Raw genomic sequence first — 26,862 nt, 5'->3', positions numbered from 1 at the left:
CTGGTCAGACCTCGATGACGGTCGGCACGATCATCGGCTGGCGGCGATAGGTTTCGCCCACCCACTTGCCGATGGTGCGCCGGACGCCCTGGGCGATGCGGCTCGGGTCGGTGATGTTCTCGGCCGCAAGCGCTTCCAGCTCCGCCTCGACCCTGCGCACGGCCGGCTCGAGCGCCTTGGGGTCTTCGGAAAATCCGCGCGAATGTAGGTGCGGTGGGGCCACCGGGCGCCCGGTGCCGCGCTGGACCACGACCGTCACCGCGACGAACCCCGACGACAGGATGAGGCGCTCACCCAGCGTGATGTCGCCGACGTCGCCGTTGATCAGGCCGTCGACGAACATCTTGCCGACCGGCACCGCCCCGGCTATCGCGGCCTTGCCCGCGACCAGGTCGACGCTGACCCCGTTCTCGGCGAGCAGGATTGCCTCCTCCGGCACCCCGGTGCGGGCCGCCAACTTGGAGTTGGCGCGCAGCATCCGCCACGTCCCGTGCACGGGCATGACGTGGCGGGGCCGAATCCCGTTGTACAGGAACAACAGTTCACCGGCGTATGCGTGGCCCGAAACGTGAACGCGCGCTTGGGCGTTGGTGACGACACGGGCCCCGATCTTGGCGAGTTCGTCGATGACGCCGTAGACGGCCTCCTCGTTGCCCGGGATCAGCGACGACGCCAGCACCACGAGGTCACCGGCGGTCAGCGTGATGCTGCGGTGCTCGCCGCGCGACATCCGCGACAGCGCCGACATCGGCTCGCCCTGGGTGCCGGTGGTGATCAGCACCACCCGCTCGGGGGGCATCATCTCGGCGGCGCCGATGTCGATCACGTCGGAATCGGCCACCCGCAGGAAGCCGAGCTCGCGGGCGATGCCCATGTTGCGCACCATGGAGCGGCCGACGAACGACACGCGCCGGCCCAAAGCCACTGCGGCATCGATGATTTGCTGGACGCGGTCGACGTTGGAGGCGAAGCACGCCACGATGACGCGGCCGTCGGCGCCGCGGATCAGGCGGTGCAGCGTCGGGCCCACTTCGCTTTCCGACGGCCCGACGCCGGGGTGCTCGGCATTCGTTGAATCGCACAGGAACAGGTCCACTCCCGCGTCACCGAGGCGCGACATCCCGGGCAGGTCGGTCGGCCGGCCGTCCAGCGGAAGCTGATCGAGTTTGATGTCGCCGGTGTGCAAAACCGTTCCCGCGCCGGTGCGCACGGCGATCGCCAGCGCGTCGGGAATGGAGTGGTTGACGGCGAAGTATTGGCATTCGAACGCGCCGTGGGTGCTTTTCTGGCCCTCGGCCACCTCGACGAACACCGGTTTGAGGCGGTGCTCGCGGCACTTCGCGGCGACCAGCGCGAGCGTGAATCTCGAACCGACGACCGGGATGTCGGGCCGCAGCTTGAGCAGGAACGGAATGCCGCCGATGTGGTCCTCGTGGGCGTGGGTGAGCACCAGCGCCTCGATGTCGTCGAGGCGGTCTTCGATATGGCGCAAATCCGGGAGGATCAGGTCGACCCCGGGCTCGTCGTGGGTGGGGAACATCACCCCGCAGTCGATGATCAGCAGCCGGCCCAGGTGTTCGAAAACCGTCATGTTGCGGCCGATTTCGCTGATACCGCCCAGGGCTGTGACCCGCAACCCTCCGTTGGCCAATGGGCCTGGCGGGGCGAGGTCTACATCCACTTCTCGGACGCTCCTTGGGTCACCTGAGCACCGAGGCCGCACGCATGTCGGCGGCCAATGCGTCGATTTGCTCTGGCGTGGCGGGCATTTGGGGCAGCCGGGGATCGCCGACCTCGATGCCCTGCAGGCGCAGACCCGCCTTGGACAACGTCACCCCACCCAGGCGCCCCATCGCGTCGCACAGCGGGGCGAGGTTGGAGTTGATCTTGCGAGCGGTGGCGATATCACCAGAATTGAAGGCGGACAACATTTCCCGAAGTTGATTGGCCGCCACGTGGGAGATCACGCTGATGAAGCCGGTGGCGCCCATGGCCAGCCACGGCAGGTTCAGCGCATCGTCGCCGGAGTAGTAGGCCAGGCCGGTCTCGGCGATGATCTGGCCGCCGCTGTGCAGGTCGGCCTTGGCGTCTTTGATGCCGACGATGTTCGGGTGCGCCGAGAGCGCGCGGATCGTCTCGGGCTGGATCGGGATCACCGAGCGGGGCGGGATGTCGTAGAGCACCACCGGCAATTCGGTCGCATCGGCGACGGTGGTGAAATGCGCGATCAGCCCGCTCTGGGGTGGCTTCGAGTAGTAGGGCGTGACCACCAGCAGCCCGTGCGCGCCTTCGGCCGCGCAGGCCTTGGCCAGCAGGACGCTGTGCGCGGTGTCGTAGGTGCCCGCGCCGGCGATGACGCGGGCCCGGTCGCCCACCGCCTCCAGCACGACGCGCAGCAGTTCTCGCTTCTCGTCGTCGGTGGTGGTCGGCGACTCGCCGGTGGTGCCGGAGACCACCAGTCCGTCGCAGCCGGCGTCGATCAGGTGGTTGGCCAATTGCGCGGCGGTGGCGGTGTCGAGGGAGCCGTCGGGGCGAAACGGTGTCACCATCGCGGTCAGCACGGTTCCCAACCGCGCTGGGGCGTCGAATCCGACCGTGCTCACGGTGTTCAGGTTACCTGGCGCCAGCAAGGTATTTCGCACCCGCACGAGCGCGCGTTGCGGCGACGGACGTCGGCTCAGCGGTCGCGGAAGTCACGGCCGGACGGATGGTAGACACGTGCCCGCCTAGCAGCTACAACGCCCCACGGCCGAGTGACGGCGGTGACAGCCGGGGTCAGGCTTCGGTCGCCAACGGGCTGGTCGCGACCTCGGTCCCGTCGGCGAGCGTGGAGATCTCGAAGTCGGCGAACACCGCGGGCGCCACGCTCGCCAGTTGACGCAGGCATTCGATGGCCAGCCGCCGGATTTCCACGTCGGCGTGCTCGCTGGCGCGCATGGCGATGAAGTGCCGCCAGGCCCGGTAGTTGCCGGTGACGACGATGCGGGTTTCGGTGGCGTTGGGGAGCACGGCGCGGGCGGCCTGGCGCGCCTGCTTGCGCCGCAGGATGGCGTTCGGCTGGTCGGCGAATTTTGCCTCCAGCCTGCTCAGCAACTCGGTGTAGGTGGCGCGGCTGGCGTCGGCGGCCGCGGCCAGGATCTGCTGCAGTTCGGGATCGTCTTCCAGGCCGGGCGGCACGACGACGTGCGACTCCGTCTCCGGGACGTAGCGCTGCGACAGCTGCGAGTAGGAGAAGTGCCGGTGCCGGATCAGCTCGTGCGTGCACGAGCGCGACAGGCCGGTGATGTAGAACGACACGCTCGCGTGCTCGAGCACCGAAAAGTGTCCGACGTCGATGATGTGCTTGATGTAGCCGGCGTTGGTCGCCGTCTTGGGGTTGGGCTTCGACCAGCTCTGATAGCAGGCCCGGCCGGCGAATTCCACCAGCGCGGGGCCACCATCGGCGTCGGTGCTCCACGGCACGTCCGGGGGCGCCAAGAACTCGGTCTTGGCGATCAGTTGCACGCGCAGCGGCGCGATCTCGGCCACGGCGCTCACCTTAAGGCGTGCCGGGCGCATCGGTGTCGGAGGCCGGGCATCAGCGGACCGCCCGCAGGTCGGCGGCCAGGTCTCCCCGGCCGGAGACGCTGAGCCCGCCCAGGCCCAGCCAGGACGCCATGGACTCGAGTTCGCCGGCCAGCGCCGCGGCGACGCGGGCTTTGGGGGCTTCGGGTTCGGCGAACGCGCCGACGACGCGCAGCGAGTCGGCGGTCCGGTCGGCCTTGAGGTCGACCCGCGCCACCAACCGCCCGTCCATCAGCAGCGGCCACACGTAGTACCCGTACTGTCGTTTGGCGGCCGGCGTGTAAATCTCTATGCGGTAATGGAATTCGAAGAGCCGCTCGACCCGCGGCCGGAAGAAGATCAGCGGGTCGAACGGGCAGAGCAGCGCGGTGCCGCGGTCGGCGCGGGGCACCGTCCGGCCCGCACGCAGGTAGGCCGGGGCGGACCAGCCGTCGACGTCGACCCGCTCGATGTCACCGGCGGCCAGCAGCTCCGCGATCGCCGGTTTGACCTGGGCGGCGGACAGCCGAAAATAGTCGCGGATGTCGGCCTCGGTGCCCACACCCAGCGCGGCGGCCGCCCGCAGCGTCAGTTCGCGGATCGCCTCGTCGTCGTCGACCTGGCGGGCCAGCACCGCGGCCGGCAGCACCCGCTCCACCAGGTCGTAATGGCGGGCGAAGCCCACCCGGGTGGCCGTGGTGAGCACCCCGGAGGAGAACAGCGCCTCGGCCACCCATTTGGTGTCGCTGCGGCTGCCCCACCAGCTTCCGCGTGGCCCGCGCGGCTCGGCGGCCAGATGCGCTTCGATTTGGCCGGCCGTGCTGGGGCCGAGTTCGGCGACGGCGGCCACCACCTCCTCGGCCAGCCGCGGATTGGCCTTGACGATATGGGTTCCCCACCGGCCATGGGTGTACTGGCGCATCCGCCAGCGCAGCAGCGGCCAGTCCTCGACGGCCATCAGCGCGGCCTCATGCGCCCAATATTCGGCCAGCAGCCGCGACGAACGCGGGCCCCAGGCCGCGCGGTCGAGCACGTCGCGGTCGTAGGGGCCGAGCCGGCTGAACACCGGGGCGTAGTGGGCGCGCACCGCCACCGACACCGAATCCAGTTGCAGCACTTGGATCCTGGAGATCAGCCGCTTCAGATGCGCCCGGGTGATCTCGCCGCCCGGCCGGGGCCCGCTAAATCCTTGGGCCGCAACGGCAATCCGCCGGGCTTGAGCGGCGGACAGCCTGCGGGTCGACACGGCGCCGAGAATACCGCCCCGCCCGCGCCCGTCGGCGCAGGCCAGCTCAGCCCGCGCGGACCTTGCCGTCCACCGGCGTCAGGGCGCCGTCCTGCGCCGGGTTCTTCTGTTCTTGATAGGCCGACTCGAGCGCGGCCGGAACCCCGTCGAGGTCGCGGTAGACGCCCATCAGCTGCTCGAGGATCTCGATTCGCCGCGCGGTCGCCTCGTCGACCGCACGCCGGGCGTTGTCACGGTAGTGGTCCGCCCCCTGCTTCGCGTCCCCGAGGAGCCGCTCGCACTCCCGCTCGGCTTTTTGACGCGCCTCGTCGATCGCCGCTTGGGTCTCGGCGCGCATGCCCGCCAGTTCGGCCTCGAGCTTTTCTTTGGTCTGTTCGTACTCGGTTTCGAGCGCCTTCTGCTGCGCGGCCATGTCCGCGAGCACCTCGTCGCGCTTGCGCTCGGCGGCTTCGGCTTCGGCCTCGGCCGCCGCGATCAGCGCGTCCGCCTCGGCGCGCGCCTCGGCCTGCATCTCGGCGACCTCGTCGACCGCGCGCTGCAGCATTTTCGCCATCCGCTTCTGCATGGCGTGCGGCGAGGGTGAGGTGTCGGTGAGGACGGCGACTTCCTTGCGCAGCGCGGCAGTTTGCTCGCCGGATTCCTGCAGCCGGGCCCGCAGGCTCTCGACATCGTCAAGCAGCAGCTGCTGTTTGGTGGCCAGCATCTCGATGTGGGCATCGACCGCGGCCGCGTCGTAGCCCATGAACTTTCGCGAGAACGTCTTCACGGGTTCGGTTATCACTGCCAATTCCCCCTTTTCACCAAGTGGCTGGTAGAACCTGTGCGACCGACCCCCGAGTCCGAGTATGTCAGGTCAGGGCCGAGCGCGAGCGGGTGCGCAGACTCAGCGACGGTAGCTGTGGAAGCGGTACCGCAGCCCGGAGCGGCTGGCCTGCCACTCCCCCGCCTCGCCCACCCAGGTTTCGTCAAGGGCGGGCGCCAGCGCGTCGTCGTCGTCGCGGCGCAGGTCGACCTCGATCTCGGTGACCTCGCAGCGAGTGGCGTACGGCAACGCGGCCAGATACACCTGCCCACCGCCGATTACCCACACCGCGGGCTCGCCCTCGGCCTGGGCGAAGGCCGCGTCCAGCGAGCCGACCACCAGCGCGCCGTGGGCAGCGAAGCCGTTCTCGCGGGACAGCACGACGTTGCGCCGGCCGGGCAGCGGCCGCACCTTGGCCGGTAACGAGACCCATGTCCGCCGGCCCATCACCACGGTGTGCCCAATGGTCACCTCTTTGAACCGGGCGAGGTCCTCGGGCACGTTCCACGGGATGCCGCCATCGCGCCCGATGACGCCGGAGGTCGACTGGGCCCACACCAGGCCCACGGTGGCACGCGTCATACCGCGACGGGGGCTTTGATGGCCGGGTGCGGATCGTAATTGCGCACGACGACGTCGTCGTAGGTGTAGTCGAAGATCGAATCACGTTTGCCCAGAACGAGTTCCGGGTAAGGCCGCGGCTCGCGGCTCAGTTGCAGCCGGACCTGCTCGACGTGGTTGTCGTAGATGTGGCAGTCCCCGCCCGTCCACACGAATTCGCCGACCGACAGGCCGGACTGCGCGGCCATCATGTGTGTCAGCAGCGCGTAGCTGGCGATGTTGAACGGCACGCCCAGAAACAGGTCGGCGCTGCGCTGGTAGAGCTGGCAGCTCAGCCGCCCGTCGGCCACGTAGAACTGGAAGAAGGCGTGACAGGGCGGCAACGCCATCTGCGGGATTTCGCCGACGTTCCAGGCGGACACGATGATGCGTCGCGAGTTAGGGTCGGTGCGCAGTAAATCCAGGGCCGCGCTGATCTGGTCGACGTGCTCGCCCGACGGTGTCGGCCAGGACCGCCATTGCACGCCGTAGATCGGTCCGAGATCGCCTTTGTCACTTGCCCATTCGTCCCAAATGGTGACACCGTGCTCGTGCAGCCAGGCGACGTTGGAATCGCCACGCAGGAACCACAGCAACTCATACACGACAGATTTGAGGTGCACCTTTTTGGTGGTGAGCAGCGGGAAGCCCGCCGACAGGTCATAGCGCAGCTGCTGACCGAACAGGCTTCGGGTTCCGGTGCCGGTGCGGTCGGATTTGGCCGTTCCCGCGTCGAGCACCAGGCGGAGCAGGTCCTCGTAGGGCGTCGGGATTGGCACGCGGTCAGCTTAGCGGCGATCGCAAGCGCGGCGAAGCCGGGCGCGGCGGGTCGGCGCCGATTTATCCAGCGGCGATCGCAAGCGCGGCGAAGCCGGACGCGGCGGGTCGACGCCGATGTTTGGGCGTCTAGGCGAGCGGAGTAGAACGGGTGCCATGCCGAATATCACCGACGTGGTCACCACCCCCGATGGCACCTGCACGGTGCACCTGTTCACCCCCGACGGGCCGGAATCCCAAGTCCCGTGGCCCGGTGTGGTCATGTATCCCGACGCCGGCGGCGTGCGAGACACGTTTGAGCAGATGGCCGCCAAGCTGGCCGGATTCGGCTATGCCGTGCTGCTCCCGGACGTCTACTACCGCACCCCGGGATGGGCGCCGTTCGACATGGCGACGGTCTTCAGCGACCAGTCGGAACGGGGACGCCTGTTTTCGATGATCGGCAGCGTCACCCCGGACCGGATGGCCGCCGACGCCACCGCGTTCTTCGACTACCTGTCCGCCCGCCCCGAGGTGTCCGGCGAGCGCTTCGGCGTGTGCGGCTATTGCATGGGCGGGCGGACGTCGCTCATGGTCGCCGGCCGGGCGCCCGACCGGGTGGCCGCGGCGGCGTCCTTCCACGGCGGCGGCCTGGTAACCGATTCCGACGACAGCCCGCACCTGCTGGCCGACCGGATGAGCGCGACGGTGTACGTGGGCGGCGCCCAGAACGACGCGTCGTTCACCGCCGATCACGCCGAACAGCTCGACAAGGCGCTGACGGCGGCCGCCGTCGAGCACACCATCGAGTGGTATTCGGCGGGCCACGGGTTCGCCGTCCCGGACAACGCGCCGTATGACCCCGCGGCCGCCGAGCGGCATTGGACCGCGATGACGGAGGTGTTCGCCGCGGCGTTCCCGCGCTGAGGGTTGCCCGGCGCGCCGTCTAGCTCGGCGGCAGGTTCACCAACTCGGCGAGCCGGGCACGGTGTCGGTAGCCGGTGCCGAACGCCAGCTGGTCGCTCTTGGCCCGCTTGAGGTAGAGGTGCGCGGGATACTCCCAGGTCATCCCGATGCCGCCGTGCAGCTGGATGCATTCCTCGGCGGCGTGCACGGCGACATCGCCGCAGTAGGCCTGCGCGATGGCGGCCGCCGCGGCCGCGTCGTCGTCGCCGCGGGCGCAGGTGTCGGCCGCATAGCGGGCCGCGGCCGCCGCCGCCCCGACGTCGAACCACAGGTCCGCCAGCCGGTGCTTGATCGCCTGGTAGGAGCCGATGGTGCGACCGAACTGCCGGCGTTGCCGGGCGTAGTCCAGCGTGGTGTCGAGACACCATTGGGCGACTCCGAGTTGCTCGGACGCCAGCAGGGCCGCCCCGGTGAGGACGGCGTCGGCGACCGGCCCGTCGCCCGCCCCGACCCGGGACGACGGTGTATTCGAAAACGACACGGCGGCAAGGGGTCTGGTCATATCCAGCGCGAGCAGCGGCGACACCCGCACGCCCGCCGCGGCGGGGTCGACGGTGTGCAGCTCGAGCCCGTCCGGCCCGGCGACGGGCACCACCAGCACGTCGGCCTCGCCGGCGCCGGCCACGGGCGTGACCGATCCGCTGAGGCCGTCGGGCCCGCCGCTCACCCCGGTGACCGCGTCGCCGGGCGTTGCGGTCAGCGGCACCACCAGCGCCGCCGTCAGCTCGCCCTGGGCGAGCGCCGAGACGGTCTGGGTGTCCCCGGCCCGCATGAGCGCGACCGTGGCGAGGACCGCGCTGGACAAGAACGGCACCGGGGCGACCGCGCGGCCGATCTCCTCCATGACCACCGCGGCCTCGCGGGCGCCGGCGCCGGCGCCGCCGAGCGATTCGGGAACCAGCAGGCCGGCCACGCCCAGCTCGGTGGCCAGCGTCCGCCACACGCCCGAGAAGTCTTGGGGTTGGCTGTCATACACGCCGGCCACCGACTCGGGCGGGCAACGCTCGGCGAACAGCTGACGGACGCCGGCCCGCAGCGCGTCTTCGGTGTCCGAGTAGAGCAGGTCCCCGGTCGGCACGCGCTGGGGGCTCATCGGGGCAGGTCCTTCCACGCGACGTCCTTGTCGACCCGATGTTCGCCCGGCAGCCCGAGAATCCGCTCGGAGATGGTGTTGCGCAGGATTTCTGAGGTGCCGCCCTCGATCGAATTGCCGCGCGCCCGCAGGTAGCGGTAGCCGGGCCCGCGGCCGACCAGGTCGACCGTCTCGGGCCTGCGCATGGTCCAGTCGTCGTAATGCAGGCCGGATTCGCCGTGCAGCTCGATCTCGAAGCCCGAAATCGCTTGCGCCAGCGTGGCGAACGCCACCTTCATGCCGGCCCCCTCCGGGCCCGGCTGACCGGTGGCGGCCTGCTGCCGCAGCCGTTCACCGGCGAGCCGAAAGACCTCCGCCTCCACCCACAACCGCATCAGCTGGTCGTGCATGGCGGGGTTACGCAGCGCCGGCTCGTCGCGCCAGGCGTCGGCGACCTTGCCGATGTGACCGCCCTCGCGCGACAGCCCGGCGCGGGAACCGATGGCGACGCGTTCGTTGTTCAGCGTGGTGGTCGCGACCCGCCAACCGCCGCCCTCCGGGCCCAGCCGGTTCGCGTCGGGCACCCGGACTTCGGTGAGGAAGACCTCGTTGAATTCGGCCTCTCCGGTGATCTGGCGCAACGGCCGGATCTCGACACCCGGCTGCGTCATGTCGCACAGAAAGTAGGTCAGGCCGGCGTGTTTGGGCACGGCCGGATCGGTGCGGGCAACCAGGATGGCCATCTGCGCGTGCTGCGCCTGCGACGTCCACACCTTCTGCCCGTTGACAATCCACTGATCACCGTCGCGGACCGCCCGGGTGGACACCCCGGCGAGGTCCGATCCGGCTCCCGGCTCGCTGAACAGCTGGCAGTAGATCTGCTCGCCGGTGAACAACGGGCGCAGGAACTTTCGCTTCTGCTCGTCGGTGCCGAACGCCGCGATGGTCGGCGCGGCCATGCCCATCCCGATGTAGTTCTTCGGGGTGCCGCCCACCGGCGCGCCGGCCGCGGCCAGCCGGGCATCGACGCGCTCCTGGGCGGTGCGCGGCAGATCCAGCCCGCCGAAACCCTGCGGCAGGTGCACCCAGGCCAGGCCCACATCGTATTGCGCGCCAAGGAATTCCCGCGGGTCGCCGGCCGTCGGATCGTGCTCGTCCAGCAGTGCCTGCACCCGCGCGTCCAGCTCGGCCGCGTCGATGGCGCTCATTGCCCGCCGCCGGGTGCGGACCGGAATCCCTGTGCGGCGCCCAGCAGCAGACCACCGTCGATGACCATGGTTTCGCCCGTGATCCAGCTCGCCGCGTCGGAAACCAGAAAGGCGACCGCCGCGGCCACGTCGATCGGTTCGCCGATGCGCCCGAGTGCGATCGACGACGCCAGCGGATCCTCGTGGTCCTTCCACAGCGCCTCGGCCAGCCTGGTGCGCACCACGCCGGGGCAGATCGCGTTGACCCGCACGCGCGGCGAAAGTTCCAGCGCCAATTGCTTGGTGACGTGGATCAGCGCGGCCTTGGTGGCGTTGTACATGCCCATCGCCGGCGACTGGTGCATGCCGCCGATGGAGGCGGTGTTGACGATCGCCCCGCCATGCTCGCCCATCCACGACTTGACGACGAGCGAGGTCCACAGCAGCGGGGCCCACAGGTTGACGTCGAAGATCTTGGTGAAACGGGCGTGGTCCTGGTCGATCAGCGGACCGTAGGCGGGGTTGGTTCCGGCGTTGTTGACCAGGATGTCGACGCTGCCGAAGCGCTCGAGCGTCATGTCCACGCAGCGCCGGGCCGCCTCCTCGTCGACCGCATGCGCCCCGACGCCGACGGCCTGGGCACCGACCTGCGCGGCGGCCTCGTCGGCGGCCTCCTGCTTGCGGGCGGTCAGCACCACGTTGGCGCCCGCGGCCGCCAGCTGCTGAGCGATCGACAGGCCGATTCCGCGTGACGCGCCGGTGACGATTGCGGTACGGCCGGTCAGATCTTGTGAGGTCATGTCGTGGGCCTTCCGTTGTTTGCCACCGAATTTTATTCGCGATGTTTTGGACACGTGTGGAGGTGGTATGCCAGGCGCATGCTATCGAAATTGACACTCATGAAACCGCTGGTTGTTGCCGGGGCTGTGGCTGCGGCTATCGCCGCCGCACCCGCGGCCGTCGCTGACGTTTCCGTCGCCGGACCAGCTGCCAATTCCCCCGCTCCGACCCACGTCACCTTCAAGCAGGACCCGGGCGGCGGCGGCTGCGACGCCAACGGAAACTGCGGCTCGGGAGGCCAGTTCGAGGGTCCCGGCGGCGGGCCTGGCGGCCAGGGCTGCGTTCCGGGTGTGGGCTGCGGCTCCGGTGGCCAGTTCGCCGGCCCGGGCGGCGTGCCCGGCGGCACCGGCTGCCTGCCCGGCGTCGGCTGCGGGTCCGGCCACGGATAATCGCTCGATCCGGTCAGCCTCCCGAGAGCCTGGTGATCCAGGCCCGGGAGGCTGACGGGTCTATCACGTCGTCCAGCTCGAACGTGGTGGCCGCGCGCAGCGCCTTGCCGTGCTCGTAAGCGGCGGCCACGAGGCGATCGAAGAGGTCCTGCCGTTCGGCGGGGTCGTCGACCGCCGCCAGCTCCTTGCTGTAGCCAAGCCGCGCGGCGCCTTCCAGGCCCATGCCGCCGATCTCGCCGGTCGGCCAGGCGACGGTGAACTGGGGCGCGCGGAAGGAACCGCCGGCCATCGCCATCGCGCCAAGCCCATACCCCTTGCGCAAGATGATCATGCCCAGCGGCACCGTCAGCCGCGCGCCGAGCACGAACATCCGGCCGAAGCGGCGAACCGCCGCCTGGGTCTCCGCGTCGGGTCCCACCATGAAGCCGGGGGTGTCGCAGAGCGAAATCACCGGCAGCCCAAACGATTCGCACAACGCGAGGAAGTCGCCGGTCTTGTCGGCCGCCTCGGCATCGATCGCGCCGCCCAGGTGATGCGTGCTGTTGGCGATCAGCCCGTACGGCACGCCTTCGACGCGCACCAGCGCGGTGACGATGCCCACACCGTAGTCGGGCCGCAGCTCCAGCACGGATCCGACGTCGACGATCGCCTCGATCGCCCGGTGGACGTCGTAGGCACGTAACCGGTTCTGCGGCACCACATGCCGGGCCAGCCGGGGATCGGGCGCTTCCCACTCGCCCAGCCTGCCCTGAAAGTAGGACAGGTACTGCTTGGCCAGCGACACCGCGTGGGCCTCGTCGCGGGCGACCAGGCTGACCACGCCGTTGCGGCGCTGCACTCCGATCGGCCCGATCGCCTCCGGCGGGTACACGCCCAGCCCGCCGCCCTCGATCATCGCCGGCCCGCCCATCCCGATGTTGGCGTCCGGTGTCGCGATGATCACATCACAGACCCCGGCCAGCGCGGCGTTGCCGGCAAAGCACCGGCCGGACACGATCGACACCAACGGCACTTCGCCGCGCAACCCGGCCAGCATCCGGAAGGTCGGCACGTCCAGCCCGGCGGCGCCGCCGACGTCGGTGTCGCCCGGCCGGCCCCCTCCGCCCTCGGCGAACAGCACCACGGGCAGTCGCTTTCGCGCCGCCAGATCGAAGGCGCGGTCGGTCTTGGCGTGGTTGCGCATGCCCTGCGTGCCGGCCAGCACGGTGTAGTCGTAGGACACCACGACGGCCTCGGCGGCGGCCCGCCCGAACCGGTCCGCGCCGATGGTCGCCAGGCCGGCCACCAGGCCGTCGGCCGGGGTGTTAGCGATCAAGTCGGATTCCGAGCGGCGGCTGCGCTGCGCCGCGATGGCCAACCCGCCGTATTCGACGAAGCTGCCGGGATCGACCAGATCGGCGATGTTCTCCCGCGCGGTGCGGCGCCCTTGCCGGTGCCGCTTGGCGACCGCGGCCGGACGGCCCTCGTCCAGCGTGAGCGCGTGACGCTGCGTCACCTCGTCGAGGTCGGCGCGCGATCGGTCAAGATCGGTTGCGGCCGTGGACGATTCGCCATCGGCGCCCGCCTCGGTGCGGGTGAACACGAGCATCGGGTCCCCGGTCCCGACGACCTGCCCGGGCGTCACCAGAATCCGAACGGTCCGCAGCGCGTCCGGCGCGGCGAGCACGTGCTGCATCTTCATCGCCTCGAGGACCACCAGTTGGCTTCCGGCGGCGTACTCGGCCCCTTCGGATGCCACCTCGACCACCGTGCCGGCCAGCTGCGCGCGCAGGGCGTCCTCGCCGGGATAGAGCTCGACCGCCGCCACCTCGGGACCGCGCTGGTGAGACGACGCGGCCGCCGCGAACTCGGGAAGCCTCTCGTCGAGGAAACCGGCGCTCACCCAACCGGATTGGATCCGGTCCGCGGTCAGCAGCTCGCGGAGAAATCCGATGTTGGTGTGGATGCCCTCGATGCCGAACTCGGACAGCGCGGCGCCGGCTTTGCGCACCGCCGCCGGCCACGACGCGCCGCGCACATGGACGACAACCTTGGCCAGCAGCGAGTCGTACTGGGGGCTCACGGCCAGCCCCGGCCGGCCATACGTGTCGACGCGCACCCCCGGGCCGCTCGGCGGGGTGAAGGCCGTCAGCGTGCCCGCCGACGGCACCACGGAAAAGTCGGGCCCGAACGTCTCCATGTTGACCCTGAGCTGAATCGCGATACCGCGCTGGGCGGCCGGCTCGCCGATGACTTCGAGCCCGTCGGAAGCGATCCCGGCCGGCAACCCCAGCCGGTAGAAGGACGCGTCGCCGGCGATCGCCAGCTGGATGGCCACCAGGTCGAGGCCGGTGGTTTCCTCGGTGACGGTGTGCTCCACCTGGATTCGCGGGTTGACTTCGAGGAAGACGAAATCCTCGCCGGTGACCAGGAATTCCACCGTGGCCAGCCCACGCATGCCCACCCGCGCGCACAGCCGCACCGCCGCGTGGTGCAACGCCCGGCGCAAGGCATCCGAAATCCCTTGGGCGGGAGCTATTTCGACTAGCTTCTGGTAGCGGCGCTGGATGCTGCAGTCGCGATCACCGACCGCCAGCGCATGCGTCTGGTGACCCGCCGGTGCGGCCACGACCTGCACCTCGATGTGGCGGGCATCGTCGAGTAGCGCCTCGGCGAACAGCGCCGGATCACCGAAACCCAGCTGCGCCTCGGCCGCACAACGCTGGTAGGCGTCGTCGATCTGATCGGCGCTGTGCACCTTGCGCATTCCCCGCCCGCCGCCGCCGGCGAGGGCCTTGAGCATGATGCCGCCCTTCTGCGCGGCGAAGAATGCCTTGACGTCCTCAACGCTGCTCGCCCCCTCGGTCGCGGGCAGCACCGGCACCCCGGCGGCCATCGCGGCGCCGCGGGCGGCGGTCTTGTTGCCGAGCAACCCGAGCACCCCGGGGTCGGGGCCCACGAAAGTGAAGCCGCCGGCCGCACACGCGTGGGCGAATTCGGCGTTCTCGCTGAGGAATCCGTAGCCGGGGTGGATGAGGTCCGCGCCGGAGCCCTTCGCCACCGTCAGCATGGCGGACTGGTCCAGGTAGGCCTGCGGGCCGCCGCCGGGCAGCCCGATCGCTTCGTCGGCGGCGTGCACGTGCGGGCTCTGCGCGTCGTCGCCGGCGTAGACCGCGATCGTTCGCATGCCCAGTTCGGTTGCGGTGCGGATGATTCGAAGTGCGATCTCGCCGCGGTTGGCGACCAGCAGGCTCGCGCTCATCGCAGCGGATCCCCCCACCGCACCTGTTCGCGGAGCCTGGTTTTGAGCAGCTTGCCACCGGCATTGCGCGGCAGCGCGGTATCGACCACCGTGACGTATTGCGGCACTTTGAAGTCGGCCAGCCGGCTGCGGCAGTGGTCGAGCACGGCCGGGACGTCGATCTCGTCGCCACCGCCGAACAGCACTGCCCCCACCTTCTCCCCCATCACGTCGTCGGCGACCCCGAGCACGCAGGCGTCCGCGACGCCGGGCGCCGCCAGCAGCACGGCCTCGACCTCGACGCTGGAGACGTTCTCGCCCCCGCGGTTGATGATGTCCTTGAGCCTGTCGATGAGGTGCACCCGTCCCGCGTCGTCGACGCGCACCACGTCGCCGGTGTGCAGCCAACCGTCGGCGAAGGTGGCCGAGGTTGCTTCCGGTCGATTCCAGTATCCGGCGGTGACGTTGGCGCCCCGGGTCACCAGCTCACCCACGCCGGGCTCGGCGCCGAACGGGATCACCCCGAGGTCCACCGATGGGACCGCATACCCGACCGAGTCGGCGTGCTCGATGGCGTCGCCGTCGGGCAGCACCGTCATCAGCGATGCCGTCTCCGTCATGCCGTAGCCGTTGAACACGGTGGCGTGGGGGAACGCGTTCTTCACCGACCGCACCAGCGACGGGGCGATCGGGGCCCCGCCGTAACCCACCCACCGGATCCCCGAAACGTCGGTTCCGGCAAACCCCATGTGCCGCAACAACAGTGAGTAGATCGCCGGCACCGTCACCAGCACCGACACGCGCTCGGCGCCCAGCGCGCCGACGAGGGTGTCGAGATTCAGCGCGGGCATGATCACCGACGCTCCCCCGAGCCGGGCGGCGGCCAAAAGCTGTGAATTGCAACCCGTCACGTGGAACAGCGGAACCGAGATGAGCGTCCGCATTCCCTCACCGAGGTCTCGCGGCTGTTGCAGACATCGGATCGCGTTCTCGGTGTTGGTCAAAAACGCCTCGTGCGTGGTCGGCACCCCTTTGGGGTGGCCGGTGGTGCCCGACGTGTAGAACAGGGCGGCCACGTCGGCGCGGCCGAGTTGCTCGGTGACGGACGGCGGCCCGTCGGGCAACGCGGAATCCGGCGCCAGGTCGCGCTGCGCACCCGAGTCGGCCAGGACGAAGTCGACCTCCGGTTGGGCGGAGCGCGTATTGACCGCCACCGCAACGCCGCCCGCCATCACGATGCCCCAGAACGCCAGCACCCAGTCGATCCCCGCGGGGTAGCGCACCGCGACCCGGTCGCCCCGCTTGATGCCTTCCGCCCGCAGCCCGCCGGCGACCCGCGCGGCGCGGTCCCAGAGTTGCCGGTACGTCAGCCGGCCACCGCCCAGCTCGACCAGGGCCTCGCTGTCCGGACGGGTGTCGACGTGTGCGGCGAGCATGTCCAGCAGGGTGGCGGGCAGCTCGTCGTAGCGCGGAATGCCGTCGCGGCCGCGGGACACGCCGACCGTCGGGAACGGATTGTGGTCGCGCGCGATTTCGATCACTGGAGGCATACCCGGTCCTTACTATCCGGTGTCCTATCGTGATAGCGGTGACGAACGATTCCGCCATCATGCCCGAGGCGTTTTTCACTGTAGACGGCGACTCCTATGTTCCGGGCACGATGACGCAGGGGCCGTGGGGCGCGGCCATGGGCGGCCAGATCGTCGGCGGCCTGTTGGGTTGGGGCATAGAGCAATCCGGCGTCGACCCCGACCTGCAGCCCGCCCGGTTCACGGTCGACCTGTTGCGCCCGGCCCTGATGCTGCCGGTGCAGATCCGGACGTCGGTGGCGCGGGAGGGGCGGCGCATCAAGCTGGTCGACGGCGAGCTGGTGCAGAACGGCACGGTCGTCGCGCGGGCCAGCGCGCTGTTTTTGCGTCGCGGCGATCATCCGGACGGCCGGGTGTGGTCCTTTCCGGTCGAGATGCCGCCGCTTCCGACGTCGTCGGACGGCTTCCCGGAGGGCATGCCGTTTCTCATCTGGGGGTATGGCGCCACCCGCGACGGCAGCCCCGGCATCGCCGCCGGCGAGTGGGAGCAGTCCGACTCCCAGAAGTTCGCGTGGGCCAGGGTCTTTCGACCGATGGTCCAGGGCCACCCACTGACGCCGTTCACCCGCTGGCGTTCGTCGGTGACATCACGAGTTCGCTGACCCATTGGGGCACCGGCGGATTGCGCTACATCAACGCCGACTACACCGTCACCGCGAGCCGGTTGCCCGACGGCGAATTCCTCGGCCTGGCCGCCCAGAGCCACTACGGCACGGCCGGGGTCGCGACCGGGGCGGCCACCCTGTTCGACCGGCACGGCCCGATCGGCACCAGCTCGGCGCTGGCCCTGGCGCAACCGGCCGACGCGTTCAAGCCGACCTACGCGTAATCCATCAACTGGGCCGCGACCGTCGCGCCGAGCTCCCAGCACGCCTGTAGCTGCTCCTTGCCAGGCTTGCCCGAAACCACCACCGTCTCAGCGGCTTTGGACCAGCCCAGCCCGGTCGTGATGGTGTCGACAGCGCGCTCGGCGCCCTCGGTGCCCTCGTTGCCGTGCAGGTACAGCCCGAACGGTCGCCCGCGGGTGGAGTCGAGCAGCTGGTAGTAGGAGCAGTCGAATGCGTGCTTGAGCGCGCCGGAGATGTAGCCGAGATTGGCCGGGGTGCCCAGCAGGTAGCCGTCGGCGGCCAGCATCTCGGCCGGCGAGACCGTCAGCGCCGGGCGGCGCAGCACCTCCACGCCCTCGATCTCGGGGTCGGTCGCGCCGGAGACGACCGCCTCGAACATCTCGTGCGTGTGCGGCGACGGGGTGTGGTGCACGATCAGCAGCGTCTTACTCATGGGTGGCCCTGCAGGTTCACCGCCGTCTTCATGGCTTCGCGGGCGCGGCGGCGATCCCCCGCATAGTCGTAGGCGCGGGCCAGCCGGTACCAGCGCCGCCAGTCGTCGGGGTGGTCTTCCACTTCGGTGCGCACGGTGGCGAACAGCGCGTCGGCCGCGTCTCGCTGGATGCGGCCCGAGGGCCGGCGCGGCAGGTCGCTGGTGTCCAGTTCCATTCCGTCGGCGGCGATCAGGCGCGCGAGCCGCTGGTGCGCGAACCCGGCCCGCAGGGTCGCGACCATCGCCCACAGGCCGATGACGGGCATGACCAACACCGCCAGCCCGAGGCCGACGGCGGCGGGCCGCCCGGAGGCGATCATCGCGACGGCCACCCGCCCCAGCAGCGCGAAGTACACCAACAGCGCGACGCACATGAAGGCGACGAGCAGTTGGATGCGCAGCGCTTTGGTCATTGCAGGTTGAGCAGGGGCTCCAGGCCCACCGTCAGTCCGGGGTGCTCGGTGATGCGCCGCACCGCCAGCAGCACGCCCGGCACGAACGAGGTCCGGTCCAAGCTGTCGTGGCGGATGCTCAGCGTCTCGCCCTCGGTGCCGAACAGGATCTCCTGGTGAGCGACCAGCCCGGCCAGGCGCACCGAGTGCACCGGGATTCCGTCCACGTCGGCGCCCCGTGCGCCCGGCAGGCTGGTGCTGGTGGCATCGGGGTTGGGCGGCAAGCCTTTTCGCGACTCGGCGATCAGTTTGGCGGTTCGCGTCGCGGTGCCCGACGGGGCGTCGGCCTTGTGCGGGTGATGCAGCTCGATCACCTCGGCCGAGTCGAAGAAGGGCGCCGCCTGCTTGGCGAAGTGCATCGAGAGCACCGCCCCGATGGCGAAGTTCGGCGCGATCAGCACCGACGTTTTCGGGTTCTCGGCAAGCCAGGCCCGCACCTGCTGCAGCCGCTCGGCGGTGAAGCCCGTGGTGCCGACGACGGCGTGAATCCCGTTGCCGATGAGGAACTCCAGGTTGCCCATCACCACGTCGGGATGGGTGAAGTCGATGACGGCCTCGGTGTTGCCGTCGGTCAGCAGGTTCAGCGGGTCACCGGCGTCCACCTCGGCGGACAGCGTCAGATCCTCGGCGGCCTGCACGGCGGCCACCATCGTCGATCCGACTTTTCCCTTGGCTCCCAGCACTCCCACTCGCATGGCTTCACCCTAGACCGGAGGGAGTTGTCCACAGTTCGGCGTCTATCCACAGATACGGCATTGTGCGTTTCGCCGGGCGGTGGCCGCCGATAAAATTCGAACATGTATTCGATCGAGGGGTCACCCGAGGTGTCCGCCGCCCTGGACGCGCTCGACGCCGCCGCCGCAGCGATCCGCGGGCTGAACTTCGACCGGTTGGACCCCGCCGTGCGGCTGCGCTTGCTCGAGCGGATGGAGGCCTCGCGCCGGCGGCAGATCGCGGTGAGCCACGACGTGATCGCCGGCCTGGCGAGGGAGGATCCCGCCGCCCTCGGTGGCCCGGTGCACAAGGTGATCGCCGACTGGTTGCGGATCAGCTGCGCCGAGGCGTCCCGTCGGCTTCACGACGCCACCCAGCTGTCGCCGCGGCTGACCCTCACCGGCCAGGAGTTGCCGCCCGAGTTGCCGGCCACCGCCGTGGCGTGGAGCGACGGCCTGCTCGACGGCCAGCACCTGCGGGTCATTCAGGCGTTTGTCCGCGATCTTCCGGCGTCCACGCCCGTAGCCAAGGTGGAAACCGCCGAACGATTCCTGGCGAATGAAGCCGCGAAAGTACGGCCCGATCAGCTGCAGAAGCTCGCACACCGGTACGCGCTGTCGATCAATCCCGACGGGAAATTCTCCGACGCCGACCGCGCGCGTCAGCGCGGCTTCACCTGGTGTGGTCAGAGCCCCGACGGGATGAGCGTCGGAAAACTGGTCGCATCCCCGGAGCTGCGTGCCAATCTCGATGCGTGGATGTCCCACTTCGCGGCGCCCGGAATGTGCAACCCGGACGATGAAACGCCTTGTGTCGGAGGCGAACCCGATGACGAGTGCGCGCGCCGAGATCCGCGCAGCCATGCCCAACGCCAGCACGACGCGCTCAACGCCCTGGTGCGCGGCCAGTTGGGCGATCCGAAACTCGGCCAGCACAACGGCTTGCCGGTGGCCGTGATCGTGGCGACTACGCTGCAGGAGCTGACGTCGGGCACCGGGCGCGCCGTGACCGGCGGCGGGACGCTGCTGCCGATGCGCGACGTGATCCGGATGGGCAGCCACGCGTACCACTATCTCGTCGTGTTCGACGAGCATTTCAAGCCGCCCACTGTATCTCGGCCGGTCGCGGCGCATCGCCTCGCCGGATCAGCGCGTCGTCCTCTACGCGCACGACCGCGGCTGCACGCATCCCGGCTGCGACGCGCCCGGCTATTGGTGCGAGGTGCATCACCTGAACGAATGGGCGGCCGGCGGCACGACCGATGCCGACAACCTCACCTTCGCCTGCGCGCCGCACCACAAGCTGGTCGAAAAGGGCTGGCGGACAAGGAAAGATGCCAGCGGGGACACCGAGTGGATACCGCCGCCGCGGTTGGACCGCGGGGTCCGCACCAACGACTATCACCACCCCGAGCGCGGCGTCGGCGACCGCGCCGGCCCCTGACTTCACCTACGTGACGAACCGCCCGGCGAAGCCGCGCAGCGGCAGGTCGGCGCTGGTGATCAGCCCCGGCGGCGCCGCGATCACCGACTTGATCGCGGCGAGGGCCGGCATGCCGGTGACGGTCATGCCAATCGAGGCGAAGCTGTCCGGGTTGGACAGGTCCACGCCGGGCTTGGGAAAGATCATGTGCTTGTTGTAGACGCACGGATCACCCTTGATCTGGGTGATGTAGCAGCCCTTGATGTTCCAGCTGGGGTCGGTGTGCGGGGTCATCTGCCATTCCAGGTGCGTCTCGACCCGCGGCACGCCGTCGACCATGCCCTGGTACTTGATGTAGTTACCACCCAGCGAACCCTTCGGCAGGGTGTACCAGCCCAGGTCGACGTCCTTGGTGCAGGCGCCCAGCTCGTAGCTGAACTTGACCTCGTCGAGCGGCAGGTCGAAGCAGTCGGCCATCATGTACACACTGTCGGCGAAGACGCGGGTGTACTTCTCGAGCTTCGCGGGGATTTCCGGATCGTCGACCGGCTGGCCGTAGCCCACCTCGATCCAGGTGTCCTTGGAGTGGTGGCACGACACGTCGACGGACTCGATGGTGGTGATGTTCTCGATGTCGGCGACGTCGGCCGAGCACACGACGCCCAGGATCTGATTGAGCCCGGGGTTCATTCCGGTGCCGTAGAACGTGGCACCGCCCTTCTCACACGCCTCGGCCAGCAGCCGGCTCACCGGTTTGCCCGACGGGTGCGGGTGATTGGTGTCGCGATGCCAGCCGGTGATCCAGTCCGCGGTGGTGACGATGTCGATGCCCGCCTCGAGCACTTGTAAGTAGAGGTCCTCGTCGGGGAACACGCCGTGGAAGGTCAGCACGTCAGGCTTGGCGGCGATGATTTCCTCGACGGTTCCGGTGAACTTCACCCCATTGGCCCCCACGCCGGCGAACTCCCCGGTGTCCTTGCCCACCTTCTCCGGCGAATAGGCATGCACGCCAATGAGTTCGAGATCGGGCCGGGCGGCGATCCTTTTGATCATCTCCGAGCCGACGTTTCCGCTTCCGACCTGAAAGACGCGGATCGGTGTTGCACTCATCGGGTTAAGCCTTCCTGCGATACGAACGCGTCGGGATAGAACTGCTTGGCCCACTGGCGAATTGCCGTGAATCCCTCGTACTCGTCGGTGGCCAGCGCGGGTGGATCCGAATACCGTTGGTGCTGCCAGATTTCGATGTCCTGGGTGAACTGGCGGATCACTTCCCGCCCGAATTCGGCCGCCTTGCGTTCGGCGCGGTCCGAGTCGTCGCCCACCGCGCGGCCGATGTACACCATGAACCGGACGTCGGAGGTGCGCTCGTCCACCGGGGTGATCGCGGAGATGGTGCGGTTGTCGATCATCCCCCAGCTCTTGGTCACCGCGATTCCCAAGCCGCCGTTGATGGCCTGCACGCCGCTGTTGACGTCCTCGATCTTCTGCCCGTCGTCACCCTCGAAGGTGATGGTGAAATCGACATACGACACCGGCTCGGCGAAGTCGTGGCGGGTGAACACCGGCACGATCGGGGTGTTGTGCACGTACTTGAAGTGCGCGAAGTCCACCCCGTTCTCCAGCACGTACTGCGGGTGCATCTCCAGCGTCTCGCGGTAGAGCCGCTGCTGCGGGTAATAGTCGTCGGCGCTGCTGCCGTCGTCGAAGCCGGCGAACACATCCGGCGGGTCGAAGTACGGTTCGCGGCGCTCGAGGTCGTGCCAGATGTAGACCGACGCGTTGCGCTCCACCACCGGATAGGTGCGCATGCGCCGGCCGCGGTTGGGGCGGTCCTGGTACGGGATGCAGACGTTGCGGCCCTCTTGGCTCCACTGCCAGCCGTGGAACGGGCACTGCAACACCTCGCCGACGACCTTGCCGCCGTACCCCAGGTGCGCGCCGAGGTGCTCGCAGTAGGCGTTCATCACCGTGAGCTGGCCCGATTCCGCGCGCCAGGCGACCATTTCCTGGTCGAAGTACTTCATCTTGTGCACGTCGCCGACGCCGATCTCGTCGGACCAGGCGACCTGGAACCAACCGGTCGGCTTCATCGACAACGGCGGCTTAGCCATCGCGTCCTGCCATATGACTGCCCTCCCTCGGGTTACGAATATAGGCCGCAACACCAAAATATCAAAGTACCCTCTATGAAACTACTCATCCCGCCCGGCCGGAGTGGATAAGATCGCCCAATGACACGCGCACGCAGCGGAGCCGGGATCGCGGGCCGCCGCCCGAACCGGCGTGGACATGCGACTCGCGAAAGCATGCTCGAGGCCGCGCTGCGCTGCCTGGCCTCCGGCGAGCCGGGCTCGGTGTCGGCCAACCGCATCGCCAAGGACATCGGCGCCACCTGGGGCGCGGTGCAGTACCAGTTCGGCGACACCGACGGGTTCTGGGCCGCGGTGCTGCACCGCACCGCCGAGCGGCGCGCCGTGACGTTCTCGACGCTGTCGGCCCCGATCTCGACGGAGGCGCCGCTGCGGGAACGCGTCGGCGCCATCATCGACACCCTCTACACCGGCCTGGCGTCGGCGGATTCGCGCGCCATCGAGAACCTGCGCGCCGCGCTGCCGCGCGATCCCGGCGAGCTCGAACGCCTCTACCCACGCACCGCCGCCGAGCTGTTTTCCTGGGGCAAGAGCTGGCTGGAGACCTGCCAGCAGGCGTTCGCCGGTCTGGCCGTCGACCCGGACCGGGTCCGCGAGGTGGCCGCCCTGATTCCCGGCGCGATGCGCGGCCTGGTGTCGGAACGCCAGCTAGGCTCCTACGCCGACCTCGACATGGCGCGCCGGGGCCTGACCAACGCGTTGGCCGCCTACCTGGAGCCGTCCCGGCCGTAACCGGCTCAGGCGTCGATGACGACGCGCCCGCCGGCGGTCCGCGAGACGCACACCAGCATGCCGTCGTCGCCGGGCGCGGCACGCCCGCGGTGATCCACCTGTCCGGCAAGCACTTTGACCCGGCACGTGCCGCAGAATCCCTGCCGGCACGAATAGGGGGTCGTCGGGTCGCGGTCGAGCATGACGTCCAGCGCCGTGCGATTGGCCGGCACCGCGAGCACCTGGCGTGATCGCGCGAGCTCGAGTTCGAACGGAGCTCCGTCGATGATCGGCGCCGGGCTGAACCGCTCGTAATGCAATGGCGCGCCGGCATGTTGGTCGCGGGCGACCCGGACGGCTTCGAGCATGGCGCTCGGCCCGCACACGTAGACGGCGGTGGCCGGGCCGGCGCCGGCCAGCAGCTCCGCCACGGCCGGGAAGCGGCCGTGCTCGTCGTCGGCCCACACCGTGACCCGTTCCGGGGCCACCGACACCACCTCGTCGAGCAAGGGCATGTATTCGCGGCTGTGCCCGGTATAGATTGCGCGCCAATCGATCCCGCGCTGTGCGGCGGCGCGGATCATCGGCAGGATGGGCGTCACCCCGATGCCGCCGATGACGAACAACACGTCGCGCTCGGCCGTGCCGAGATAGAACGCATTGCGCGGGCCTTCGAACTCACACGTGTCCCCCACGCCGAAAGCCTCGTGCATCTCGATGGATCCGCCGCCGCCGTCGGCGATCCGGCGCACCGCGATGCGGTAGTCGGTGCGCCGCCCGGGAGGACCGCACAGCGAGTACTGCCGGCGCCGGCCCGAGGGCAACAGGACGTCGATGTGCCCGCCGGGCGTCCAGGAGGGCAGCAGCCCGCCGTCGGGGTCGGCCAACGTCAGCACGACGACGTCGGGCGCGACGAGCTCGCGTTTGGTCACGACCGCGGTCAGCGTGCGCTGCACCGGCTTCACCCGCGACGGCTGCCACCGCGACACCGAGGCGAATCCCTCGAACACCGCACGGATGCCCCACAGCAGCGACCCGAAGCGGTCGTGGTCGCGCCGGCCGTACAGGTCGGCGGGCCGGCTGGCCCAGATGCTTTCCGGCACCGGTCCCCCTACGTCTGCCGAATGTCCAAGCGCGCGAACAGCCGAACCGCCCCCGGGCTGATCCGCCGCATCGCGTAGCCGATCCTGGATTCGGCGGCGATCGGCAGCACGGCCGGACCGGTCTTGATGGCCTTCACGATCGCCTTCGCGGTCGCCTCGGGGGTGAAGTTGCGGCGCCGGTAGGCGGCGTCGGCCTTGCCCCGCGCCCGCTCCTGCTGCTCGGCGCTCATCCCGGCGTAGATCGTGCTCTTGGCGATGTTCGTGTTGACGAAGCCCGGGCACACGGCGGTGACGGTGATGCCCTCGTCGGCGAAGTCGGCGCGCAGTGACTCGCTGAGCGCCAGCACGGCCGCCTTGGTGGTGCTGTAGGCGACCATCGATTTCGACGGCAGGTAGGCCGCCGCCGAGGCCACGTTGATGATCGTGCCGCCCTCGCCGCGCTCGACCATCTGCGCGCCGAACGCCCGGCTGCCGGAGATGACGCCGTGCACGTTGACGCCCATGATGTCTTCCCAATTCGCGGAGCTGGTCTCCAGGAACCGGCCCGCCATTCCGATGCCGGCGTTGTTCACCAGGATGTCAACCACCCCGTGCTCGTTGCGCACTTGTGCCGCAAGCTCATTCATCGCGTCCTCGTCGCTGACGTCGACCTGGTAGACCGCGGCTTCGGCGCACGCGGCGCGCACGGCGTCGGCGGTTTCCTTGGCGGCGCCCCGATCACGGTCGGCGAGGATGATCTTGCGGGCGCCGTGCCGGGCCAGCTCCAGCGCGGTGGCCCTGCCGATTCCGGCGCCGGCGCCGGTGACCAGGGCGAGTTTGCCGCGCACGTCGCGCCGTTCGCCGCGCGCCTCGGCCACGACGGGCCCACCGGCGACGGCCCGGTCGACCCATTCGGCGGTCAGCCGGGCGACGACGTCGGGGCGCGACGTCACGACCCAGTGCCCGCCCTCGATCGCGATCACCCTGGCGCCGTGGGGAATTGCCCCGGTGAAGCGCTGCAGCGCGGGTGTGACGAAGACGTCCCGTCGCGGAACCAGGGTCTGCACGGCGACCGTCGTCGTCGGGAGTTGCGGACCCGGCGCCAGCATGGGCGCGGGCATGTTTTGCCGGTACAGGTTGAGCCCGTGGACATGGTCGCTGACCGACCGCATGGTCTCGTGGCGCTGGCTGCGGGTGCTCGAGCGGCCGATGCGTTCAAGAGCCTCAATGACTTTCACGCCGATCCTCGAGCGAAACGACAGCTCGGGCACTCCCGGGCACAAGAAGAAACCGATGTAGCCCGACGAGATCAGCTGCCTGGCGACCTGGGCCACCGCCCGGGGCGTGCGCGCGGACCGCAGAAACGCCCCGGCGTACTGCAGGTGCGGGCCCGAGATCGACGTGAACGACGCCACCTTGCCCATCACCGAGTCGTCGGTGACCGCCGCCCACGCCTGGATCGAACCCCAGTCGTGGCCCAGCAGGTGCACCCGCCCGACGCCCAGGCTGTCGATCACCGCCTCGATGTCGGAGACGAGTTGTGCGAAGGAGTAGCCGGAACGTTGTGTGGGAGAAGAGGATTCACCGGCGCCGCGCACGTCGTAGGCGACGAAGTTGTAGGGCTTACCGGCCAACTCCCGGGCCACGCCGTCCCAGACGTGGTGGTTGTCCGGAAAACCGTGAATCGCCAGGATGGTTGGGCATGCCGGGTCGATGTCGGTGTAGCGGTGCACGGCCAGTGTAACGCCGTCGCTGGCGGTGACGCTCGACGTGGTGCCCATCGGTCAGTGCGACGCCCGCGCGGCGGGTGAGACGGCCAGGTAGTCGACGGCCTGCCCCAGCCCGCCGAGCTGCGAGGGGTGAAAGCCCGGCCGGTAGTAGTTCCCGATCGCTCGCACGAATCGCAGCGGCCCGGGCACCAATCCGCGGCGGGCCGCGGCAAAGTAGTCGCGCCAGCGGGGCTTGGTGCGCGGCGGCAGATAGGGATCCAGCGAGTACAGGAACCGCACCCCGCGAATCCACAACAGCAGCATGGCGGGCGACACGACCAGCTGGGCGCGGACCTGCCGCCAGTAGCCGGCCCGCAGATGCTTCATGGTGTCGAAGGCGACCGCCTTGTGCTCGACCTCCTCGGCGCCGTGCCAGCGCAGCATGTCCAGCATCACCGGATCGGTGCCGATCGCGTCGTGGGCCGGCGAGTTCAGGATCCACTCGCCGAGAATGGCGGTGTAGTGCTCGATGGCGGAGACCACAGACACCTGCTCGAGCAGCCAGCTCTGCCGGCGACGCTCGCTCCAGTGGGGCCGCGGCCCCAGCAGCGTGTCGAACAGCCACTTGATCTGGCCGGTGTAGGGGGTCAGGTCGATGCCTCGCGCGGCGAAGTGGGCGAGCACGTCGGCGTGCGCCTGGGAATGCACCGCCTCCTGCCCGATGAACCCCTGGACGTCCAGCCGCAGCTGATCGTCTTTGATCAGCGGCAGGGCCTTCTTGAACACGTCGACGAAGAACTCCTCGCCGGCGGGCAGCAGCAAATGCAGCACGTTGAGAACGTGGGTGGAGAACGGCTCACCGGGCACGTAGTGGAACGGCAACGTCGCCCAATCGAAGTGCACGTCGCGCGCCTCGAGGACCAGCCGTTCGTGGTCGAGCGACGCGTCGTGCGGACCTGCCGCCTGGTCGTCGATGGTCAGCATTATTGCCCCCTACCTCGGCGTTTCCGACGCCGCGAGCTGCCATTATAGTTGCGCGACCAAGTATGCGGAACCACCGGTACCGGGTTTTGTCCGGCAGGTGTCTGT

24 protein-coding genes and 2 pseudogenes are annotated in these 26,862 nt (G+C 69.5%); 6 read left to right on the top strand and 20 right to left on the bottom strand.

Features of this window, described 5'->3' with window-relative positions; translation table 11 throughout:
• Window positions 1-4: 4 nt before the first annotated feature.
• From JF781_RS10830 to JF781_RS10800, 7 genes are all read right to left on the bottom strand, one after another.
• On the bottom strand, window positions 5-1,681 hold the full coding sequence (locus tag JF781_RS10830) for a ribonuclease J (protein ID WP_225327646.1): 1,677 nt from the start codon (window positions 1,679-1,681) through the stop codon (window positions 5-7).
• A 19-nt stretch (window positions 1,682-1,700) separates the two neighbouring features.
• Window positions 1,701-2,603, bottom strand: coding sequence for a 4-hydroxy-tetrahydrodipicolinate synthase (gene dapA, locus JF781_RS10825; protein ID WP_225327645.1), 903 nt, complete (start codon window positions 2,601-2,603; stop codon window positions 1,701-1,703).
• Window positions 2,604-2,775: 172 nt separating this feature from the next.
• Window positions 2,776-3,528 carry an FAD-dependent thymidylate synthase gene (gene thyX / locus JF781_RS10820; protein ID WP_225327644.1) on the bottom strand — a complete coding sequence of 251 codons (753 nt, stop codon included), beginning with the start codon at window positions 3,526-3,528 and terminating at the stop codon, window positions 2,776-2,778.
• 49 nt (window positions 3,529-3,577) lie between these two features.
• On the bottom strand, window positions 3,578-4,789 hold the full coding sequence (locus JF781_RS10815) for a winged helix-turn-helix domain-containing protein (RefSeq protein ID WP_225327643.1): 1,212 nt from the start codon (window positions 4,787-4,789) through the stop codon (window positions 3,578-3,580).
• Window positions 4,790-4,835: 46 nt separating this feature from the next.
• A complete protein-coding gene (locus tag JF781_RS10810; protein WP_225327642.1) occupies window positions 4,836-5,570 on the bottom strand; it encodes a cell division protein DivIVA in 735 nt (244 codons plus the stop codon).
• Window positions 5,571-5,672: 102 nt separating this feature from the next.
• Entirely contained in the window at window positions 5,673-6,173 is a 501-nt protein-coding gene (locus tag JF781_RS10805; protein ID WP_225327641.1) for a dihydrofolate reductase, read from the bottom strand.
• A complete protein-coding gene (locus tag JF781_RS10800) occupies window positions 6,170-6,970 on the bottom strand; it encodes a thymidylate synthase (protein ID WP_225327640.1) in 801 nt (266 codons plus the stop codon). The genes JF781_RS10805 and JF781_RS10800 overlap by 4 nt, the downstream gene beginning before the upstream one ends.
• Before the next feature lie 154 nt (window positions 6,971-7,124).
• On the opposite strand from JF781_RS10800, the gene JF781_RS10795 reads away from it, so the two are divergent.
• Window positions 7,125-7,874 carry an alpha/beta fold hydrolase gene (locus JF781_RS10795; protein WP_225327639.1) on the top strand — a complete coding sequence of 250 codons (750 nt, stop codon included), beginning with the start codon at window positions 7,125-7,127 and terminating at the stop codon, window positions 7,872-7,874.
• Between the two features lie 19 nt (window positions 7,875-7,893).
• On the opposite strand, the gene JF781_RS10790 is transcribed toward JF781_RS10795, so the two are convergent.
• The 3 genes from JF781_RS10790 to JF781_RS10780 are packed head-to-tail and all read right to left on the bottom strand — an operon-like array spanning window position 7,894 to window position 10,972.
• Window positions 7,894-8,991, bottom strand: a complete 1,098-nt coding sequence (locus tag JF781_RS10790; protein WP_225327704.1) for an acyl-CoA dehydrogenase family protein — start codon at window positions 8,989-8,991, stop codon at window positions 7,894-7,896.
• Between the two features lie 11 nt (window positions 8,992-9,002).
• Window positions 9,003-10,193, bottom strand: coding sequence for an acyl-CoA dehydrogenase family protein (locus JF781_RS10785; RefSeq protein ID WP_225327638.1), 1,191 nt, complete (start codon window positions 10,191-10,193; stop codon window positions 9,003-9,005).
• Complete coding sequence (locus JF781_RS10780; protein WP_225327637.1) at window positions 10,190-10,972, bottom strand: SDR family oxidoreductase; 783 nt, start codon at window positions 10,970-10,972, stop codon at window positions 10,190-10,192. Before JF781_RS10780 ends, JF781_RS10785 begins: the two co-directional genes overlap by 4 nt.
• Before the next feature lie 99 nt (window positions 10,973-11,071).
• On the opposite strand from JF781_RS10780, the gene JF781_RS10775 reads away from it, so the two are divergent.
• The gene (locus tag JF781_RS10775) at window positions 11,072-11,401 is read left to right on the top strand and encodes a PE-PGRS family protein (RefSeq protein ID WP_225327636.1); all 330 of its coding nucleotides are present in this window, start codon (window positions 11,072-11,074) and stop codon (window positions 11,399-11,401) included.
• Window positions 11,402-11,414: 13 nt separating this feature from the next.
• Here the strand turns inward: JF781_RS10775 and JF781_RS10770 are convergent, their stop codons facing one another.
• Together JF781_RS10770 and JF781_RS10765 are read right to left on the bottom strand one after the other, a co-directional pair.
• Window positions 11,415-14,642, bottom strand: a complete 3,228-nt coding sequence (locus JF781_RS10770; protein ID WP_225327635.1) for a carboxyl transferase domain-containing protein — start codon at window positions 14,640-14,642, stop codon at window positions 11,415-11,417.
• A complete protein-coding gene (locus JF781_RS10765; RefSeq protein WP_225327634.1) occupies window positions 14,639-16,171 on the bottom strand; it encodes a class I adenylate-forming enzyme family protein in 1,533 nt (510 codons plus the stop codon). Before JF781_RS10765 ends, JF781_RS10770 begins: the two co-directional genes overlap by 4 nt.
• Window positions 16,172-16,230: 59 nt before the next feature.
• On the opposite strand from JF781_RS10765, the pseudogene JF781_RS28725 reads away from it, so the two are divergent.
• Window positions 16,231-16,473, top strand: a pseudogene (locus JF781_RS28725) (acyl-CoA thioesterase domain-containing protein); the annotation flags it as partial.
• A gap of 92 nt (window positions 16,474-16,565) precedes the next feature.
• Window positions 16,566-17,039, top strand: coding sequence for a hypothetical protein (locus tag JF781_RS28720; RefSeq protein WP_374109690.1), 474 nt, complete (start codon window positions 16,566-16,568; stop codon window positions 17,037-17,039).
• On the opposite strand, the gene JF781_RS10755 is transcribed toward JF781_RS28720, so the two are convergent.
• From JF781_RS10755 to dapB, 3 genes are read right to left on the bottom strand one after another with little or no spacing between them, the layout of a single operon-like run.
• Complete coding sequence (locus JF781_RS10755; protein WP_008258632.1) at window positions 17,030-17,491, bottom strand: flavodoxin family protein; 462 nt, start codon at window positions 17,489-17,491, stop codon at window positions 17,030-17,032. The two genes, JF781_RS28720 and JF781_RS10755, sit on opposite strands and share 10 nt — an antisense overlap.
• Window positions 17,488-17,943: a hypothetical protein gene (locus tag JF781_RS10750; protein WP_225327633.1), complete on the bottom strand. Its 456-nt coding sequence runs from the start codon at window positions 17,941-17,943 to the stop codon at window positions 17,488-17,490. Before JF781_RS10750 ends, JF781_RS10755 begins: the two co-directional genes overlap by 4 nt.
• A complete protein-coding gene (gene dapB / locus JF781_RS10745) occupies window positions 17,940-18,677 on the bottom strand; it encodes a 4-hydroxy-tetrahydrodipicolinate reductase (protein ID WP_225327632.1) in 738 nt (245 codons plus the stop codon). The genes JF781_RS10750 and dapB overlap by 4 nt, the downstream gene beginning before the upstream one ends.
• A gap of 102 nt (window positions 18,678-18,779) precedes the next feature.
• Between dapB and JF781_RS10740 the strand changes: the two are divergent.
• Window positions 18,780-20,139 (top strand): annotated as a pseudogene (locus JF781_RS10740) (HNH endonuclease signature motif containing protein).
• A 6-nt stretch (window positions 20,140-20,145) separates the two neighbouring features.
• Here the strand turns inward: JF781_RS10740 and JF781_RS10735 are convergent.
• The gene (locus tag JF781_RS10735; protein ID WP_225327631.1) at window positions 20,146-21,228 is read right to left on the bottom strand and encodes a dihydrodipicolinate reductase; all 1,083 of its coding nucleotides are present in this window, start codon (window positions 21,226-21,228) and stop codon (window positions 20,146-20,148) included.
• Window positions 21,225-22,232, bottom strand: a complete 1,008-nt coding sequence (locus tag JF781_RS10730; RefSeq protein WP_225327630.1) for a Rieske 2Fe-2S domain-containing protein — start codon at window positions 22,230-22,232, stop codon at window positions 21,225-21,227. The genes JF781_RS10735 and JF781_RS10730 overlap by 4 nt, the downstream gene beginning before the upstream one ends.
• 195 nt (window positions 22,233-22,427) lie before the next feature.
• On the opposite strand from JF781_RS10730, the gene JF781_RS10725 reads away from it, so the two are divergent.
• Window positions 22,428-23,003, top strand: coding sequence for a TetR/AcrR family transcriptional regulator (locus JF781_RS10725; RefSeq protein WP_374109693.1), 576 nt, complete (start codon window positions 22,428-22,430; stop codon window positions 23,001-23,003).
• 5 nt (window positions 23,004-23,008) lie between these two features.
• On the opposite strand, the gene JF781_RS10720 is transcribed toward JF781_RS10725, so the two are convergent.
• The 3 genes from JF781_RS10720 to JF781_RS10710 are packed head-to-tail and all read right to left on the bottom strand — an operon-like array spanning window position 23,009 to window position 26,757.
• Window positions 23,009-24,085 carry a PDR/VanB family oxidoreductase gene (locus JF781_RS10720; protein WP_225327628.1) on the bottom strand — a complete coding sequence of 359 codons (1,077 nt, stop codon included), beginning with the start codon at window positions 24,083-24,085 and terminating at the stop codon, window positions 23,009-23,011.
• Window positions 24,086-24,093: 8 nt separating this feature from the next.
• On the bottom strand, window positions 24,094-25,845 hold the full coding sequence (locus JF781_RS10715; protein WP_225327627.1) for an SDR family oxidoreductase: 1,752 nt from the start codon (window positions 25,843-25,845) through the stop codon (window positions 24,094-24,096).
• 3 nt (window positions 25,846-25,848) lie between these two features.
• Window positions 25,849-26,757: a metal-dependent hydrolase gene (locus JF781_RS10710; RefSeq protein ID WP_225327626.1), complete on the bottom strand. Its 909-nt coding sequence runs from the start codon at window positions 26,755-26,757 to the stop codon at window positions 25,849-25,851.
• Window positions 26,758-26,862: the final 105 nt, after the last annotated feature.

The sequence above is a fragment of the Mycobacterium sp. WUMAC-067 genome (assembly GCF_020217485.1).
Taxonomy (GTDB): Bacteria; Actinomycetota; Actinomycetes; order Mycobacteriales; family Mycobacteriaceae; genus Mycobacterium.
The sequence above is the reverse complement of the archived record's forward strand: the minus strand, read 5'-3'. Positions and strand labels throughout refer to the sequence as shown.

Bases quoted from the DNA above. Each gene is read 5' to 3' on its own strand.
- JF781_RS10805 (WP_225327641.1), bottom strand. From the start codon at position 6,173: ATGACGCGTGCCACCGTGGGCCTGGTGTGGGCCCAGTCGACCTCCGGC.
- JF781_RS10795 (WP_225327639.1), top strand. From the start codon at position 7,125: ATGCCGAATATCACCGACGTGGTCACCACCCCCGATGGCACCTGCACG.
- JF781_RS10785 (WP_225327638.1), bottom strand. From the start codon at position 10,193: ATGAGCGCCATCGACGCGGCCGAGCTGGACGCGCGGGTGCAGGCACTG.
- JF781_RS10780 (WP_225327637.1), bottom strand. From the start codon at position 10,972: ATGACCTCACAAGATCTGACCGGCCGTACCGCAATCGTCACCGGCGCG.
- JF781_RS10775 (WP_225327636.1), top strand. From the start codon at position 11,072: ATGAAACCGCTGGTTGTTGCCGGGGCTGTGGCTGCGGCTATCGCCGCC.
- JF781_RS10770 (WP_225327635.1), bottom strand. From the start codon at position 14,642: ATGAGCGCGAGCCTGCTGGTCGCCAACCGCGGCGAGATCGCACTTCGA.
- JF781_RS10765 (WP_225327634.1), bottom strand. From the start codon at position 16,171: ATGCCTCCAGTGATCGAAATCGCGCGCGACCACAATCCGTTCCCGACG.
- JF781_RS10755 (WP_008258632.1), bottom strand. From the start codon at position 17,491: ATGAGTAAGACGCTGCTGATCGTGCACCACACCCCGTCGCCGCACACG.
- JF781_RS10750 (WP_225327633.1), bottom strand. From the start codon at position 17,943: ATGACCAAAGCGCTGCGCATCCAACTGCTCGTCGCCTTCATGTGCGTC.
- dapB (WP_225327632.1), bottom strand. From the start codon at position 18,677: ATGCGAGTGGGAGTGCTGGGAGCCAAGGGAAAAGTCGGATCGACGATG.
- JF781_RS10735 (WP_225327631.1), bottom strand. From the start codon at position 21,228: ATGAGTGCAACACCGATCCGCGTCTTTCAGGTCGGAAGCGGAAACGTC.
- JF781_RS10730 (WP_225327630.1), bottom strand. From the start codon at position 22,232: ATGGCTAAGCCGCCGTTGTCGATGAAGCCGACCGGTTGGTTCCAGGTC.
- JF781_RS10725 (WP_374109693.1), top strand. From the start codon at position 22,428: ATGCTCGAGGCCGCGCTGCGCTGCCTGGCCTCCGGCGAGCCGGGCTCG.
- JF781_RS10715 (WP_225327627.1), bottom strand. From the start codon at position 25,845: ATGGGCACCACGTCGAGCGTCACCGCCAGCGACGGCGTTACACTGGCC.
- JF781_RS10710 (WP_225327626.1), bottom strand. From the start codon at position 26,757: ATGCTGACCATCGACGACCAGGCGGCAGGTCCGCACGACGCGTCGCTC.